Annotated in this window: 12 protein-coding genes and 1 pseudogene; 6 read left to right on the plus strand and 7 right to left on the minus strand. The window is 54.9% G+C overall.

Annotation, left to right across the window (positions count from 1 at the left end; translation table 11 throughout):
• Window positions 1-4 precede the first annotated feature (4 nt).
• Window positions 5-226 (plus strand): zinc ribbon domain-containing protein, encoded by a 222-nt coding sequence (locus AB6V08_RS04955; protein ID WP_368541634.1) that lies wholly within the window; start codon window positions 5-7, stop codon window positions 224-226.
• Here AB6V08_RS04955 and AB6V08_RS04960 read toward each other — a convergent pair.
• The 3 genes from AB6V08_RS04960 to xseA all read right to left on the minus strand — a co-directional run bounded on the left by AB6V08_RS04960 (window position 223) and on the right by xseA (window position 3,039).
• The gene (locus AB6V08_RS04960; RefSeq protein WP_368541635.1) at window positions 223-573 is read right to left on the minus strand and encodes a protealysin inhibitor emfourin; all 351 of its coding nucleotides are present in this window, start codon (window positions 571-573) and stop codon (window positions 223-225) included. The two genes, AB6V08_RS04955 and AB6V08_RS04960, sit on opposite strands and share 4 nt — an antisense overlap.
• The gene (locus AB6V08_RS04965) at window positions 574-1,593 is read right to left on the minus strand and encodes a M4 family metallopeptidase (RefSeq protein WP_368541636.1); all 1,020 of its coding nucleotides are present in this window, start codon (window positions 1,591-1,593) and stop codon (window positions 574-576) included.
• Window positions 1,594-1,665: 72 nt separating this feature from the next.
• The gene (xseA, locus tag AB6V08_RS04970) at window positions 1,666-3,039 is read right to left on the minus strand and encodes an exodeoxyribonuclease VII large subunit (protein WP_368541637.1); all 1,374 of its coding nucleotides are present in this window, start codon (window positions 3,037-3,039) and stop codon (window positions 1,666-1,668) included.
• A gap of 159 nt (window positions 3,040-3,198) precedes the next feature.
• Between xseA and guaB the strand changes: the two genes are divergently transcribed.
• Both guaB and guaA read left to right on the plus strand, forming a co-directional pair.
• The gene (gene guaB / locus AB6V08_RS04975) at window positions 3,199-4,665 is read left to right on the plus strand and encodes an IMP dehydrogenase (RefSeq protein WP_368541638.1); all 1,467 of its coding nucleotides are present in this window, start codon (window positions 3,199-3,201) and stop codon (window positions 4,663-4,665) included.
• Window positions 4,666-4,732: 67 nt separating this feature from the next.
• The gene (gene guaA / locus AB6V08_RS04980; RefSeq protein ID WP_368541639.1) at window positions 4,733-6,310 is read left to right on the plus strand and encodes a glutamine-hydrolyzing GMP synthase; all 1,578 of its coding nucleotides are present in this window, start codon (window positions 4,733-4,735) and stop codon (window positions 6,308-6,310) included.
• 196 nt (window positions 6,311-6,506) lie between these two features.
• Here guaA and AB6V08_RS04985 read toward each other — a convergent pair whose 3' ends face one another.
• A complete protein-coding gene (locus tag AB6V08_RS04985; RefSeq protein WP_368541640.1) occupies window positions 6,507-7,679 on the minus strand; it encodes a hypothetical protein in 1,173 nt (390 codons plus the stop codon).
• Between the two features lie 345 nt (window positions 7,680-8,024).
• Between AB6V08_RS04985 and AB6V08_RS04990 the strand changes: the two genes are divergently transcribed.
• Both AB6V08_RS04990 and AB6V08_RS04995 read left to right on the plus strand, forming a co-directional pair.
• Window positions 8,025-9,179: a hypothetical protein gene (locus tag AB6V08_RS04990; RefSeq protein ID WP_368541641.1), complete on the plus strand. Its 1,155-nt coding sequence runs from the start codon at window positions 8,025-8,027 to the stop codon at window positions 9,177-9,179.
• Between the two features lie 116 nt (window positions 9,180-9,295).
• Window positions 9,296-9,430 (plus strand): annotated as a pseudogene (locus AB6V08_RS04995) (IS3 family transposase); the annotation flags it as partial.
• Window positions 9,431-10,103: 673 nt separating this feature from the next.
• Here AB6V08_RS04995 and AB6V08_RS05000 read toward each other — a convergent pair.
• Window positions 10,104-10,292 carry a YfgG family protein gene (locus tag AB6V08_RS05000; RefSeq protein WP_368541642.1) on the minus strand — a complete coding sequence of 63 codons (189 nt, stop codon included), beginning with the start codon at window positions 10,290-10,292 and terminating at the stop codon, window positions 10,104-10,106.
• A 353-nt stretch (window positions 10,293-10,645) separates the two neighbouring features.
• Between AB6V08_RS05000 and AB6V08_RS05005 the strand changes: the two genes are divergently transcribed.
• Entirely contained in the window at window positions 10,646-12,886 is a 2,241-nt protein-coding gene (locus tag AB6V08_RS05005; RefSeq protein WP_368541643.1) for an EAL domain-containing protein, read from the plus strand.
• 3 nt (window positions 12,887-12,889) lie between these two features.
• Here AB6V08_RS05005 and ppx read toward each other — a convergent pair whose 3' ends face one another.
• Window positions 12,890-14,437, minus strand: a complete 1,548-nt coding sequence (gene ppx / locus AB6V08_RS05010; RefSeq protein ID WP_368541644.1) for an exopolyphosphatase — start codon at window positions 14,435-14,437, stop codon at window positions 12,890-12,892.
• 3 nt (window positions 14,438-14,440) lie between these two features.
• Window positions 14,441-16,501 (minus strand): polyphosphate kinase 1, encoded by a 2,061-nt coding sequence (ppk1, locus tag AB6V08_RS05015; protein ID WP_368541646.1) that lies wholly within the window; start codon window positions 16,499-16,501, stop codon window positions 14,441-14,443.
• Between the last annotated feature and the right edge of the window lie 104 nt (window positions 16,502-16,605).

Here is a 16,605-nt window from a genome sequence, read left to right on the forward strand (position 1 = left end):
CACCATGTCGATAGTTTGCCCGGATTGTCATGCCGCGCTTGAGCCGCAAAACGGCGTGGCGCACTGCGAGACCTGCAATAAAGACGTTGCGCTGGAGGCGCGCTGCCCGGAGTGCCATAAGCCACTTCAGGTGCTGAAGGCCTGCGGCGCGGTGGACTATTTCTGCCAGAACGGCCACGGGCTGATCTCGAAAAAGCGCGTGGAGTTTGTCAGAGCCGAAGGCTAGTCGCACACGCAGCCTTCGCCCTTCTGCCAGAGTTCCACCAGCGATTCCGGCGCTTCCTGCTCGGGCACCAGCACAATCATGTCGGTGTACTGCGCCTGATTGTGCCGGGTCCAGATAATCTGGATGCGGAAATAGCGCTGATCGCCGCTGCCCGGCGACGACGCCTGGCCGGGCGGCATCCCGCGGGGGAAAGCCTGCTCCAGTATGTTCACCACGCGCTGACGCTGTGCGGCATCCAGCGATGAGAGGCTGATACGGCGCAGGCCGCTCAGCTTCGGGATAAAGGCAATGCCACCCTCCCGCGCCAGCTCAACGACCGCATCGTCTGTCAGTTCAGGAACCTGCATTTAAAGTACTCCCACCTGTTCCCAGGCCTGCTTAATCGCCGCGCCAACGTCGCTACCGGAGCGTTTCTCCCCGTGGGCGACGGTCAGTTTCGCAAAGGCGTCAAAATCCGCATCTTGCGTCAGCTGGCGATCGCAAACCGTGTCGTACCAGGCATAGCCCGCTTTTTCCCAGGCATAGCCGCCAATGGCGGTTGCCGCAAGGTAAAACGCGCGGTTAGGGATGCCGGAGTTAAGATGCACGCCGCCGTTGTCCTCGCGGGTTTTGATGAAGTCCTTCATGTGCGCGGGCTGCGGATCTTTCCCCAGCAGCGGGTCATCGTAGGCGGTGCCGGGCGCAGACATAGATCGTAGCCCTTTGCCGTTAATCCCGTCCGCCAGAAGTCCTTCGCCAATCAGCCAGTCCGCCTTATCGGCGGTTTGCTTGAGTTGGTACTGTTTGACCAGCGAGCCAAACACGTCTGACAGCGACTCGTTGAGCGCCCCCGACTGTTCAAAGTAAATCAGCCCGGCTTCGGTTTCCGTCACGCCGTGGCTCAGCTCATGGGCCACAACGTCAATGGCAATGGTAAAGCGGTTAAATATCTCCCCGTCGCCGTCGCCAAATACCATCTGCTGACCGTTCCAGAAGGCGTTTTGATATTCCCGGCCATAGTGCACGGTGCCGGTCAAAATAAGGCCTTTATTATCGAGGGAATCACGCCGGTAGTTTTTCCAGAAAAAATCATGGGTGATCCCTAAATATTCATAGGCCTCATCCACGGCCACGTCGCCGTTGGACGGCTGGCCTTCATATCGCACCTGGGTGCCGGGCAACTCCTGAGTCTGTTTCGCATCGTAAATATCGCGCTCCAGCTGGCCGGCTTTATTGACGTGCGGCGCCGCGGGCTTGCCCGGCATATGCGCCATCAGCGTTTGCACGTGGGTTAAGGTCTGGCGGGCGCAGCGCTGCTGCGGCTCAGAGCCCGTTTCAATAATACGACGCAGGATGTAGGGCGGAATAACGCTGTGAAGATGGGACATGCTGCTCTCCTTAGTTCTGGCAAGGCCGAATAAAAGGGAATAGCAGCAGTATAGTTTCTAACCGACGAAGAATTATCCGGTTTTTCGCTGACGGGTCTTTTTCACCGGTTTTATTGACTTCACTTCACTTTCTACCCAGCCGTCTGACAGGCGCGTGGTGAGCACATCGCCGGCCTGCACCTGCTTAGTCTGCTTCAGCACTTTGCCGTCGGTGGCGGTGGTCACGCTATAGCCGCGCGCCAGCGTGGAGAGCGGGCTTACGGCTTCGAGATGGGTGACGGCGTTGCCGAAGCGCTCGCGGGTGCTGCTCAGGCGCGCGCGCAGGTTCTCCGCCAGTCGATACTCAAGCTGTTGAATGCGGGTCTGCGCCCGGTAGATCTTCGGCTGCGGGTTTTGCTGGTTCAGGCGCTGAGTGACGCGCTGCTGGCGCGACGCCGCGCGCTTGAGCTGACTGTCCAGCGCGACGTTCATCCGCTGGCGCAGGCGTTCCAGCACCGTCTGCTGACGCGCCAGGCGCAGCTGCGGATGCTGCTGCTGCAGGCGGTGATGAAGCTGAGTGAAGCGGCGGGTGCGGTTGGCGAGGAAATAGTCCATCGCCATCTCAAGACGCTGCTGACCGCTCTGAATCTGACGCAGCAGCTCCAGCTGGTTGCGGCTCACCACTTCTGCGGCCGCAGAAGGCGTAGGCGCGCGCAGATCGGCAACAAAATCGGCGATGGTGACGTCCGTTTCGTGCCCCACGGCGCTCACGACGGGGATCTGGCTGGCGAAAATTGCCCGCGCCACGCGCTCGTCATTAAAGCTCCAGAGATCTTCCAAAGAGCCGCCGCCGCGCCCGACGATCAGAACGTCGCACTCCTGGCGCGCGTTTGCCAGCGCAATGGCGCGCACGATCTGCCCGGGCGCATCGTCGCCCTGAACCGCCGTAGGATAGATGATCACGGGCAAGGAGGGGTCGCGACGCTTAAGCACGTGCAAAATGTCATGCAGCGCGGCACCGGTTTTCGAGGTGATCACCCCCACGCAGTGCGCGGGCGAGGGAAGGGGCTTTTTGAACTGCTGATCGAACAGCCCCTCTTCGGAGAGCTTTGCTTTTAGCTGTTCGTATTTCTGCTGCAGCAGGCCTTCACCCGCGGGCTGCATACTTTCGACGATAATCTGGTAATCGCCGCGCGGCTCGTACAGGGTGATATTGGCGCGAACCAGAACCTGCTGGCCGTGCTGAGGGCGAAACGTGACGCGACGGTTGCTGTTGCGGAACATCGCACAGCGCACCTGCGCGGTGTCGTCCTTCAGCGTGAAGTACCAGTGGCCGGACGACGGCTGCGTGAAGTTAGAAATTTCTCCGCTGATCCAAACTTGTCCCATTTCCTGCTCAAGCAGCAAACGAACCGTCTGATTGAGGCGGCTTACGGTAAAAATTGAGGGGGGTTGAGAGGATAACATGTGAGCGGGATCAAATTCTAAATCAGCAAGTTATTCAGTCGATAGTAACCTGCCCGGAGGGGATCGCAAGGTTTTTTTATAAAAAAGTGTGGATGCAATCGGTTACGCTCTGTATAATGCCACGGCAATATTTAACCACCCAGGTCAGAGATATTGCCCATGCTACGTATCGCTAAAGAAGCACTGACGTTTGACGACGTCCTCCTCCTTCCCGCTCATTCCACCGTTCTGCCGAATACTGCCGACCTCAGCACGCAGTTAACCAAAACCATTCGTTTGAACATTCCTATGCTCTCTGCGGCAATGGACACCGTGACTGAAGCGCGCCTGGCTATCGCCCTGGCACAGGAAGGTGGCATCGGCTTTATTCACAAAAACATGTCTATCGAGCGTCAGGCGGAAGAAGTTCGCCGCGTGAAGAAACATGAATCCGGCATCGTGTCTGACCCGCAGACCGTCCTGCCAACCACCACCCTGCACGAAGTAAAGGCCCTGACCGAGCGTAACGGCTTTGCCGGTTACCCGGTTGTGACCGAAGAAAACGAACTGGTCGGCATCATCACCGGCCGTGACGTGCGTTTCGTGACCGATCTGAACCAGCCCGTCAGCGTTTACATGACGCCGAAAGAGCGCCTGGTGACCGTTCGCGAAGGTGAAACCCGCGACGTGGTGCTGGCAAAAATGCACGAAAAACGCGTTGAGAAAGCGCTGGTTGTCGACAGCAGCTTCCACCTGCGCGGCATGATCACCGTTAAAGATTTCCAGAAAGCAGAACGTAAGCCAAATGCCTGTAAAGACGAGCATGGCCGTCTGCGCGTAGGCGCAGCGGTTGGCGCGGGCGCGGGCAACGAAGAGCGCGTTGACGCGCTGGTTGCGGCGGGCGTTGACGTGCTCCTGATTGACTCCTCTCACGGTCACTCCGAAGGCGTTCTGCAACGTATTCGCGATACCCGCGCTAAATACCCTGACCTGCAAATCATCGGCGGTAACGTGGCGACTGGCGCAGGCGCTCGCGCGCTGGCTGATGCCGGCTGCAGCGCGGTGAAAGTGGGTATCGGTCCTGGTTCTATCTGTACCACCCGTATCGTCACCGGCGTGGGCGTTCCGCAGATCACCGCCGTTTCTGACGCGGTAGAAGCGCTGGAAGGCACCGGCGTTCCGGTAATCGCTGACGGCGGTATCCGCTTCTCTGGCGACATCGCCAAAGCCATCGCCGCAGGCGCGGCAGCCGTAATGGTCGGCTCCATGCTGGCTGGTACCGAAGAATCCCCGGGTGAAATCGAACTCTACCAGGGCCGTTCTTACAAATCCTACCGCGGTATGGGCTCCCTGGGCGCGATGTCCAAAGGCTCTTCTGACCGTTACTTCCAGACCGATAACGCCGCAGACAAACTGGTGCCGGAAGGTATCGAAGGCCGCGTTGCCTATAAAGGCCGCCTGAAAGAGATCATTCACCAGCAGATGGGCGGCCTGCGCTCCTGTATGGGTCTGACCGGCTGTGGTACCATCGACCTGCTGCGTACTAAAGCTGAATTCGTACGTATCAGCGGTGCGGGTATTCAGGAAAGCCACGTTCACGACGTGACCATCACCAAAGAGTCCCCGAACTACCGTCTGGGCTCCTGATAAGTTTCCGCGCCCGGCTTCTGCCGGGCGCTCTGTTTTTGTTTCACTTGCCTCGGAATTAGCGTCAATGACGGAAAACATTCATAAACATCGCATTCTCATCCTGGACTTCGGTTCTCAGTACACTCAGCTGGTGGCGCGTCGCGTACGTGAACTGGGCGTTTACTGTGAGCTGTGGGCGTGGGATGTCACGGAAGCACAGATTCGCGAATTCAATCCAAGCGGCATCATCCTGTCCGGCGGCCCGGAAAGCACCACCGAAGAAAACAGCCCGCGCGCACCGCAGTACGTGTTCGAAGCTGGCGTGCCGGTATTCGGCGTTTGCTACGGTATGCAGACCATGGCAATGCAGCTGGGCGGCCACGTTGAAGGCTCTAACGAGCGCGAATTCGGCTACGCGCAGGTAGAAGTCGTCACCGACAGCGCGCTGGTGCGCGGTATCGAAGACTCCCTGACCGCAGACGGCAAGCCGCTGCTGGACGTGTGGATGAGCCACGGCGACAAAGTCACCGCTATCCCGTCCGACTTCGTGACCGTGGCCAGCACCGAAAGCTGCCCGTTTGCGATTATGGCGAACGAAGAAAAACGCTTCTACGGCGTGCAGTTCCACCCGGAAGTGACCCACACCCGTCAGGGGATGCGTATGCTGGAGCGCTTCGTGCGCGACATCTGCCAGTGTGAAGCCCTGTGGACGCCAGCAAAAATCATCGACGACGCCGTTGAGCGTATCCGACAGCAGGTTGGCGATGACAAAGTGATCCTCGGCCTGTCCGGCGGCGTTGACTCCTCTGTGACCGCGATGCTGCTGCACCGCGCCATCGGCAAAAACCTGACGTGCGTCTTCGTGGACAACGGTCTGCTGCGTCTGAACGAAGCCCAGCAGGTGATGGACATGTTCGGCGACCACTTCGGTCTGAACATCGTTCACGTTGAGGGCGAGAAGCGCTTCCTCGACGCGCTGGCTGGCGAAAACGATCCGGAAGCGAAGCGTAAGATCATCGGTCGCGTGTTCGTTGAAGTGTTCGACGAAGAAGCGCTGAAGCTGGAAGACGTGAAATGGCTGGCGCAGGGCACCATCTACCCTGACGTGATCGAGTCTGCGGCTTCCGCCACCGGCAAAGCGCACGTCATCAAATCTCACCACAACGTGGGCGGCCTGCCGAAAGAGATGAAGATGGGTCTGGTTGAACCGCTGCGTGAGCTGTTCAAAGACGAAGTGCGCAAGATTGGTCTGGAGCTGGGCCTGCCGTACGATATGCTCTACCGTCACCCGTTCCCGGGGCCAGGTCTGGGCGTGCGCGTGCTGGGCGAAGTGAAGAAAGAGTACTGCGATCTGCTGCGTCGTGCGGACGCTATCTTCATCGAAGAACTGCACAAAGCCGACCTGTACAACAAGGTAAGCCAGGCGTTCACCGTGTTCCTGCCGGTTCGCTCCGTTGGCGTGATGGGCGATGGCCGTAAATACGACTGGGTTGTCTCCCTGCGTGCGGTAGAAACCATCGACTTCATGACCGCGCACTGGGCGCACCTGCCTTACGACTTCTTGGGCCGCGTGTCTAACCGCATCATCAACGAAGTTAACGGCATTTCCCGCGTGGTGTATGACATCAGCGGTAAGCCACCGGCGACGATTGAGTGGGAATAGTTTTTTTATAAAAACTTGATTTTATTTGATAAAATTATGCCATTAATGATGTCTTCATCATTAATGGCATTTTGGGGCAGGTGAAAGCATATGATGGGAAAAGATGATGTTATTTCCGGAAAAATAATTTTTATATGTTTTTGATATGGCGTTGTTCAAAGCCTTCGCGGTTATATTTTAGCGCAAACTTTTCAGTTCAATCTTCTTTGGCATGAAATGTGAGGTTAAATACCTTTTCCCCAGTTTCCTGTATTTTGCATTCAGCTTCACATAGAGCCGATACAGGCTGATTATGCTGGAATACATATAGAAAATGCTGAGCGACAGCGAAAGCTGTTCGAGGGGTGACCTTGGTTCCTGGCATAGTGATGTTGAATTGTTGTTGCCTATCGAAATTTTCTTCAGGTTCACGGAATCTGAATTTTATTTCAAACACGATTTTGGCTCCTACATACATTGCATCTTCAAAGTGGCGTTTCTCTAGTTCTGCGACGAACATCGGCTCTGCCGCCTTCATAGTAATTGTTGTGATAATACCTATTGCAAGAAGCGCCAGAGATTCTGCCGCATCTTGTTGATCGGGTTTCCAGGCGTCTTTCCGTTTGACGTTCCCGTGAAAATAGAAACCCCGTTTTTCGACTAGATGATTGATAATGTCATCTGCTTTTGGATTCGTCAAAATGAGCTTCGCCGTATCCGAGTTCCGATCGTTTTTTGCTGGAATAATATCTTTGATGGCAAGCTCAACAATATTGCGAAATTCTTGGTTTGATTTTAGCGCAGCTTGCAAGCTTGGTGTTTTAAATTGACCATTCCCATACAGGGATTCGATCAACAGGAATGAGTAGCGGAAGGAATTTATGAATTCCTGATTTTTCAGCATCTTGCGAGCGTTTTTTACAAATGCAACTTCAAATCTCGGCCCATCATATTTCTCAGCAGCCATAAGCGCCCGCGTAAACATATCGAAACTGAGAGGCAATGCAGAATCATGTCTGCTCATTGATATACTCTTTATGGATAGTTGCGTTTCTTCTTCCGGGGTTTCTCCCTCATATTGGGCCTCAATTTCCTCTGTAATGAGTTCAATATCATGGAAGCATTCTAGAAATGTAGCCGCATTATCTAGTTGACGCTTCACGAACGCTATACGTTCATCGTGTCCGGTTATCTTTGTCATAGCCTCATAAGGGGATCGTTTCTGAAAGCTCGGTGCGTATTCCAGAGGCTGTTTTTCGAAAATAAGTTCAACAGCTTTGGCGTAACCACTCTCTTCAATGATGCGGAGCTTCCCACCTTGCATTGGGATTTCCCAATGATCGTCAATGATGATTTTGCGTTTGAACGGGACAATGTAACGAATTCTCACAGGTAAAGTCCTCAAACCTTATCGTTAAAGAATGGAATGATATTTGGAATGGGTATTTTAGCATTACTGAAAATTATAGTTATTAGACTAACCTCACCCAAGTGGGTTAGTCTAGCTATAGATTAGGAAACGTATTTACTTCAACGTATTATGCTGATGAATGTGGCTCGGATTTCGTGCTCGGTATACTATGACAATCAAGAGTTCTATTAGACTGCGTTTCGAATCTTGAAAGATCATCTTGGCGAGACGGACGTTTTTTTGAAAACGCGAGGGTTGTGTGGGCTGTTGGCCCCATCTTCCAACAAAATGCGGCCAAATCATAAAAGGAGTCAAAAGAATTTCATGAAGAAAAAGCTGCAATTGGCACTCAATAAGTACAAGCAGATCCCTCCTAAACTTCAGGGGGAGAGCGAAGATAGTCCGAAAACGATTATTGATCTGGACCTTGCCGCTCTCTATCACCACTTTTACTTGGACACCTACGGCACTCAGCCCCCGAATCCGGATCCTGCCCAGTTTGAGCACATGAGATTCCTAGTGCCTGACGATGAGCTTCGATTTCAAGGTGAAGGGGTGGGCGCTTCAACCAATGCCAGGCGAGCCAAATCCAGCGAGATGGGGCAGGCGTTCTGTCGCTGGTTCCTGCATGAGCATTTGGGAATTAAATACTTCGCACATTTGGATCGTTTGATCGATGACACAAGCGAGAATTTGCATGGATTTACTTTACAGCGTACCGCGCCAGGCGATATGCCTGACTACCTGTGCAGTGACGGGGCAGGCTCCGTCGTACTTGCTGAGGCCAAGGGACGCTATACTTCGGTGGGATTCAACACGAAAGAGTTTGGAGATTGGCGGAAACAGTTCACGCGGGTTCGGGTATTGGACAGCAAAGGCGAGGCTGTTTGGGTAAAAGGTCATATCGTGGCCACTCGCTTTGCTACCGAATCCAAACCCAAGGTTCAGACCAAGTTGTTTGCAGAAGACCCAATCACAGAGGGCCGGGAGCCGTTATCAGGAGAAACTGCACGCAGCCTCTCCGGACAAATAATCTGCAGCCATTACAGTAATGCGCTGATGAAAATCGACCAACCTCTTTTGGCTCTCGCCATTAGAAGATCAAGGCGTTTGGAGTCGCAAAGCAGAATTCCAGTAATCCTCTGGAAGTTAGCTTTTGAAGACCAACAGCGACACTTCGTTGGGGGCTATTACGCAAATGATACCAACGAGCCGTTAATTGACTTAGAAAATGGGCAGGCCACACACCGCAGCCGGGATCCCTTCAGGTTAGGTGTGCACTCGGGGACGTTCGTGGGTGTTGAGCTTTCGGTCTTCGAGCATCTGGTAAAAGTTGCTCGAGGTGATGCACGTCTGTTGGATGGCCTACCGGAGGTCGAGCCCATTAGGGAGATTTATAGCGGAATAAGCATGTTGCGAGACGGCACAATTGTTGGGCCCTTGTCAATGTTCATACCTGTAAGCTTAAATAATTATTAAACGTAAGTTGCCAGCGCTAAAGGTCCTTGTTCGAACGGCTGATAATGGCCGATTGGAGCCGATTCCAAAAGGTGTCTAACAGTTACAAACAGTCACCTAATGTCCAAGATATATACTTTGGCGAAGCAGCTCATGCGATAACAGACTATATAGCTGGGTATTTCAGCTCGCTCAGACCGCATGAATATAACGGTGGGTTACCACTAAACGAATCGGAAAACCGATACAGGAAAAACTCTATAGCGGTGGCCGTTTGTAGTTGGCCACTACAGACTGGGCCATTCACCCAAAACGTGAGTAGTCGCTTCTGGCTCGCAACCGGACGTTCGAACCGGAACGACCGCTCCTGCTGGTCTGCCATTCCTGTCACTGGTAACGAACTTCTCTACTCCTCGCCTAGTCTGGACTTTGTACCTTGTTGCGCGCCGCGCTGTTGGCGGAATTATGAGATTATCTGCCGACCATAAGGTGGGCCACGGTCCGTTGTGATTCAGCCTTGCTCCCATGCGCATATTCATGCCATGGTATTTTTCATGGCATTGTAGTGTATTTGATTTTCAATATGTTGTTTTATAATGATTTTATGTGTGTGTATATGATTGAGTGGAGATAATCCTCACCCGTAGTCAATAAATAAAAACCCTCTGCTCTGGCCGAGGGTTTTTTTATGCGCCGTTTAAAACATCAAGAATGATTGGGCGAGGGATAAATAGCGCAGAAAGTTCATCACGCGATCGCGTTAATTATCGCGGGTAATTTCATAATAAATCGATGAAATGCGTAGAACGTATCCCGCGTAATTATTCCGCGCGTGATAAAGCGAAAGTTTTAAACATTCTCAGCATTACTTTGCGCCCCTGATGCGGCGGGATAAAACCTGAGCAAGGCAAGAGCGGCTATCGCGCGGACGCCGCACAGCCGGGATTAGCGTTCAGACGCTTCGACGGAAAGACTGGACTGCTGGGATTGCATCTTGTCCTGGTGGTGATACCAGGCGCCAATGGAAGAATAAACAAAGCGGCCAAAGAAAAAGAGGAAGCTGATAAGCAGTATGATGCGGGTCATCCGAGTGTTAAATCGATGTCGTTTGTGCATACGCGTGGCCTGACTCACTGTGTTTTTCCTGGGCATACCCGACTGGGCGATTAGGGTATTAAGGCACAGCGGGAAGAGGGGGTCAATTCCGGGATATGTAAAAATCCGTCAATGTATACATTAATTATTGTTATTGATTAGAAATAATGCATTTACAGCATTGATAAATTGAGTAAATTTAACCGGAAAAATCGTAAGAAAATAATATTCAAATAAAATAGTTTGATTTAAGTCAACGGTTTCCCGACGGTGATAACTAAAATCCTTCCTCCAATTGCTCGCGCGGGCGTTAACTGCAGGGCATGTACGTCAGGTTGGATGCCTGTCTTCATTTCCCCTCTGGATCGAATGGGGTTTTTAACCGGGCATCTATGAAACTCGTACACTTTCTGAAAAACAATAAAGATCGCTGGTGGGCGCTACCGCTCATTCTGCCCGTCCTGCTGCTGCCGCTGCTCAGTCAGGTAAACACCTTCACACAGCTGGGCGACGGTCTTGTCGCGCTCTATTATCTGCCGCTCTTTTTCCTGCTTGCCACCATGCTTTTTTGGGGCTTTGGGGCCGTGCCCGGCATAATTCTGGCGCTTTTTTTCCGCTATTACCCGTCGGTCGGGCTGTTTGAAGCCGGTGCGGGGATCCTGCATTTTATCGTTCCCATCGTCCTGAGCTGGGGCGGCTACCGCGTGTTTAGCCCAAGACGCAACCTGACCGCCTACGGCGACGTGCGTTTGATGGGCCAGCGCATCTTCTGGCAGGTTTTCTGCCCTGCAACGCTGTTTCTGGTACTGTTCCAGTTCGCGGTCTATCTGGGCGTGTACGAGAGCCGCCAGAGCCTGGCGGGGCTGAACCCGATGAATATCCGCACGCTGATCAACTACCAGGCGCTGCTGGTCAGCGGGCTGACGGGCGTTCCGCTGAGCTACCTGCTGATACGCCTGATCCGCAACCCGCTCTACCTGCGGAGTTTGATTTCGCAGATCCGCGGGCAGATTGATAAAAAAGTCTCCTCGGCGGAGCTGGTCATCTGGGCGATTGCGCTTGGCAGCCTGCTGTCGCTGCTGCTGGCCCCGATGAACGAAAACAGCTCCATCTTCAGCACCAACTACACCCTGTCGCTGCTGATGCCGGTAATGCTCTGGGCGGCTATGCGCTTCGGCTACAAGCTGATGTCGATTATCTGGACGCCGGTGCTGCTGGTGACGATTCATTACTATTTCCGCTACATCCCGCAGCAGCCCGGCTATGACATTCAGCTGGCCATCACCTCATCCAGCTATCTGGTCTTCTCGTTTGTGGTGATCTACATGTCGATGCTGGCAACGCGCCAGCGCGCGGTGAATATCCGTTCCCGCAGGCTGGCGCTGCTCGACCCGGTGGTGCATATGCCAAACCTGCGCGCCCTGACGCGCGAGCTGGCCAAGTCCCCATGGTCGGCGCTCTGTCTGCTGCGCATTCCTGAACTGGAAGTGCTGGGGCGCAACTATGGCGTGCTGCTGCGCATTCAGTACAAGCAGAAGCTGGCGGAATGGATCAACGGCACGCTCCAGCCTAATGAGAGGGTCTACCACCTGACCGGCTGCGATCTGGCCGTGCGGCTGAACACCGAGTCGCATCAGCTGCGCATCGATACCCTGGACGAGCACATCAAGCAGTTCCGCTTCGTCTGGGACGGGATGCCGCTCCAGCCGCAGGTGGGCGTGAGCTACTGCTTTGTGCGCTCGCCGGTGACGCACCTTTATCTGGTGCTGGGCGAGCTTGGGGTTATCGCTGACCTGTCGCTGTCCACTAACCACCCGGAGAATCTCCAGCAGCGCGGTGCGGTGCATTTACAGCGGAGTTTGAAAGATAAGGTGGCGATGATGAATCGCCTGCAAAACGCGCTGGAGCACGACAGGTTCTCCCTGATGGTTCAGCCCGTGCGCGGGATCCGCGGCGATCATTACCACGAAGTATTGCTGCGCATGCCGGACGAGCAGGGCGAGCTGATCTCGCCCGACGATTTCCTCCCGGTGGCGCAGGAGTTTGGCCTGTCGTCGCGCCTCGACCTGTGGGTGCTCGAGCGCACGCTGCGCTTTTTGGCTGAGCACCGCGACCGTCTTCCGGCGCAGCGCTTTGCCATTAACCTCGCGCCGTCGACGGTGTGCCGGGCACAGCTTCCGCTCGAGGTTAGCCGCCTGCTGGCGAAGTACGCCGTTGAGGCCTGGCAGCTGGTGTTTGAAATCACCGAAAGCAGCAGTTTTGGCAATTCCGCGACGGCGGCACAAACCCTCAGACAGCTGCAGCAGATGGGCGTGCGCATTGCGATTGACGACTTCGGCACGGGCTACGCGAGCTATGCGCGGCTGAAAAGCGTGGATGCCGACATCCTCAAAATAGACGGCAGCTTTATCCGCAACATCGTCAGCAACAGCCTGGACTATCAGATTGTGGCGTCCATTTGCCATCTGGCGCGGATGAAGAAAATGCTGGTGGTGGCGGAGTACGTTGAAAACGAAGAGATACGTAGCGCGGTACACGCGCTAGGTATCGATTATGTGCAGGGATATCTGATTGGCAGGCCGGTGCCGCTTGAAACCTTGATTGAAGACGAGGCGCCGCAGGAGAGCGCCTGAGCCTTACGCCGCAACGTCGGCGTCGGGGGAGCTCTCTTCTTCAATCTTCAGCATCCAGCCGGTCACCGCTTCCCAGTACTGCTGCTCGCGCTCCAGATCCAGCAGCACCAGCGCGTTCTGGCTGAACCAGTCGTGCGGGAAGCTCAGCGTCCAGTGGTGATCGTCCGTTTTCAGCTTCAGCGTGGGCGGCGTAGTGGTCGCCTGACGCTGGTTGTTGAGCAGCACGCCAAGACGCAGCAGCTGGATTAGCGGCAGGAACTGCTTCTTCTTGAACAGGGTAAAGCGCGGCAGATCGTCAAGCTTAATCGCTTTACGGTGGTAGCGAACCAGCGTCGCCATCATGGTCTGCTGCTCCTGGTTAAAGCCCGGCAGATCGCTGTTTTGCAGGATATAGGCCGAATGGCGATGCATCCCGCTGTGGTTAATATTCAGACCTACTTCGTGCAGCATGGCAGCCCATTTCAGCAGGGCGGCAAGTTGCGGGTGATCGAGCTTCGGATTCTGCTCCTGCCACTGCTCGTACATCTGGGTGGTGGTGTCCAGCACGCGCTTGGCCTGCTCGCGGTCAATGTTGTACTGGTTCGCCAGGCTCTGCGCCGTGCGGCTGCGGATGTCCTGATGACGGAAGCGGCCTTCCATTTCATACAGCACGCCTTCGCGCAGGGCGCCGTCGGACAGGCGCAGCTCTTTGATTGCCAGCGCGTCAAACACGCCGCAAAGGATCGCCAGTCCCGGCACAAACACCGCTTTGCGCTCATCGGACAGGCCCGGCAGGCTCAGCGCGTCAAAGCTTTTATGTTTGATCACCTCTTCGGCGAGCATGGTCAGGCGTTCCGGGGTGATAAACCCGTCTTTTTCGCCCATCGCCAGCAGCACTTCGTGCGCCGCTTTAATGGTGCCGGACGCGCCAAGCGCCACGTTCCAGCCCTGAATACGATACTGCCAGGCGAGCGATTCCAGCTTTTGCACGGCGGCCATGCGCGCGCGCTGGAAGTTTTCACGGGTGATGGTGCCGCCCGGGAAGTACATCTGGGCGAAGCTGACGCAGCCCATCCGGCGGCTTTCCACCAGGCGTGGCTCGAAGTCTTCACCGATGACCAGCTCCGTCGAGCCGCCGCCGATATCAATCACCAGCTTGCGGCCTTTTTCCGGCTGCGTGTGCTCCACGCCCATAAAGATCAGACGCGCTTCTTCATTACCCGAGATGATCTCAATCGGGTAGGGGATCACTTTTTCGGCGCGCTTGAGAAATTCCGACGCGTTCAGCGCCTGGCGCAGGGTGTGCGTGCCGACGATGCAGACGCTGGACGGTAGAAAACCTTGCAGACGTTCAGCGAACAGAGACAGGCAGTTCAGGCCGCGCTCCATCGCCTCTTCGCTGAGCATACTTTTCTCATCCAGCCCGTCGGCCAGATGCACCCGCTGCTTCAGACGACCGATGATCTGCATCGCGCCATCCACCTCGCGGGCGATGACCATGTGGAAACTGTTTGAGCCTAGATCGACCGCGGCAAATTCCTGCGGGCGTGGGGTCTTATCGTTTATCGGCATAGGTTAATCAGGTTGCTCGAGTGATTTGATATAGTCGTAAATCGCCAGCTGTGAGCGCACTTTGCGGCGGTTGCCGCGCGACACGTAGCGGTTACTGAGTTCTTTGTCGATATGGCGCGCTTTCACCGTATCGCTAAACAAAAGCTCGATAATGTCGAGGATCCGCTGCTTCAGACGCGGGTCCAGCAGCGGCGTGGCCACCTCAATTCGGTAGTCGATGTTGCGCGTCATCCAGTCCGCAGAGGAGAGATAAACCTGCTTATCGCCCGCATTATCAAAAATATAGACCCGATCGTGTTCCAGATAGCGGTCAACGATGCTGATGACGCGAATATTCTCGCTGATGCCTTCCAGCTCCGGAATAAGGGAGCACATGCCGCGGATCAGCAGATTGACCGGCACGCCCGAGCTGGACGCGGCGTACAGCCTGTCCACCAGCCCCTTGTCTACCAGGTTGTTGAGCTTCAGCGTGATGCCGGATGAAAGGCCGTTCTGCGCGTTGGCGATCTCTTTGTCGATCATCTCGTACAGCAGACGACGCGAGTTTTGCGGCGACACCAGCAGATAGTCGAAACTCACCGGGCGATACGGGTTCTCGATGAAGTTAAACACCCGGCGCACCTCGTTGGTGATGCGCGCATCGGCGGTCAGCAGCGAGTAGTCGGTGTAAATACGCGCGGTTTTCTCGTTAAAGTTCCCGGTGCCGATATGGGCATAGCGCACCACGTCTTCGCCTTCCTTACGCGAGATAAGGAACAGCTTGGCGTGAATTTTCAGGCCAGGGGCGGAGAAGATAACGTGTACGCCCGCTTCGGTGAGGCGACGCGCCCAGTGAATGTTGGCTTCTTCGTCGAAGCGCGCCTGCAGCTCGACCACCACGGTCACTTTCTTGCCGTTGTGCGCGGCGTGGATCATCGCGTCGATAATGCGCGAGTCTTTCGCCACGCGGTAGATGTTGATCTTGATCGCCAGCACGTTAGGGTCGAACGAGGCCTGGCGCAGCAGTTCCAGCACGTGTTCAAAGGTGTGGTACGGATAGTAGAGCAGGACATCGCGCTCGCGAATGGCGTCGAAGCCGTTGCGGAACTTATCAAACCAGATATGGCGCAGGCGCGGCAGCGGCTTGTTCACCAGATTGGCTTTGCCGACGTTCGGGAAGCCAATAAAGTCCTTAAAGTTGTGGTAACGACCGCCGGGAACGATGGAGTCGTAGCGGGAAATGGTCAGCTTTTCGCGCAGCATTTCGACCATCGCGTCCGGCATGTCGCGCTGATACACGAAGCGCACCGGCTCTGCGGTCAGACGTTGTTTCAGGCTGGAGGACATCAGCTCCATCAGGCTCGATTCCATCTCGTGCACCAGGTCATACTCGGCGTCACGGGTCATTTTCATGGAATAGGCGTTGAGCGCGTCGTAGTCGAAGAAGCCTTTGAAAATGTCGTCCAGGCAGTAGCGCAGGATGTTGTCGAGCAGGATCATCGGCTTGCGGCGGCGCGGGGTTTCCGGCGGCAGGTTCACAAAGCGCGGAACCTTGTCGGACGGGATTTCCAGCAGCGCGTAGCGAATGGATTCGCCGCGAATAATTTCGACCGCCAGATAGGTGTAATCGTCCTTCAGGAACTGCACCAGGTCCGTTTCGCGGTTGATGAGGATCGGGGTGATGTGCTGGCGCAGGTAATGTTTGAAGTAGTGGCGCAGCCAGCTTTGCTGGTTCACGGAGAGCTGGCGTTCGTTGATCAGGAAGATTTGGTTGCGCGCCATTTCCAGCAGCAGCTCGTTGTACAGTCCGTCAAACTCCTGATCGGCTTTCAGCACGCGGGCCTGGATTTTGCCAAGCAGATGCCGCGAGTGCGAATTCAGGCCTTGCTCTTCGCTGATGATGATTCGACGCTTCAGCTCGGCGAAGCGCACTTTATAGAATTCATCCAGGTTATTGGAATAAATACCCAAAAAACGCATACGCTCAATCAGCGGGTTACTTTTGTCTGCCGCTTCCTGAAGGACACGCTCGTTAAACGCTAACCAGCTTAGCTCTTTCTCGATATATAACTTTTCCTGACCCATTACAGCTCACACTCCAGTTCAATCACAGGACGTGGTAATCCTTCTCGTCCTTATTATGGCGAGCATTTCCACGATATGTCCAACAGTGCCAGAAAAGTATGACA

This window comes from Enterobacter soli (assembly GCF_964208575.1).
GTDB classification, from domain to species: domain Bacteria; phylum Pseudomonadota; class Gammaproteobacteria; order Enterobacterales; family Enterobacteriaceae; genus Enterobacter; species Enterobacter soli_A.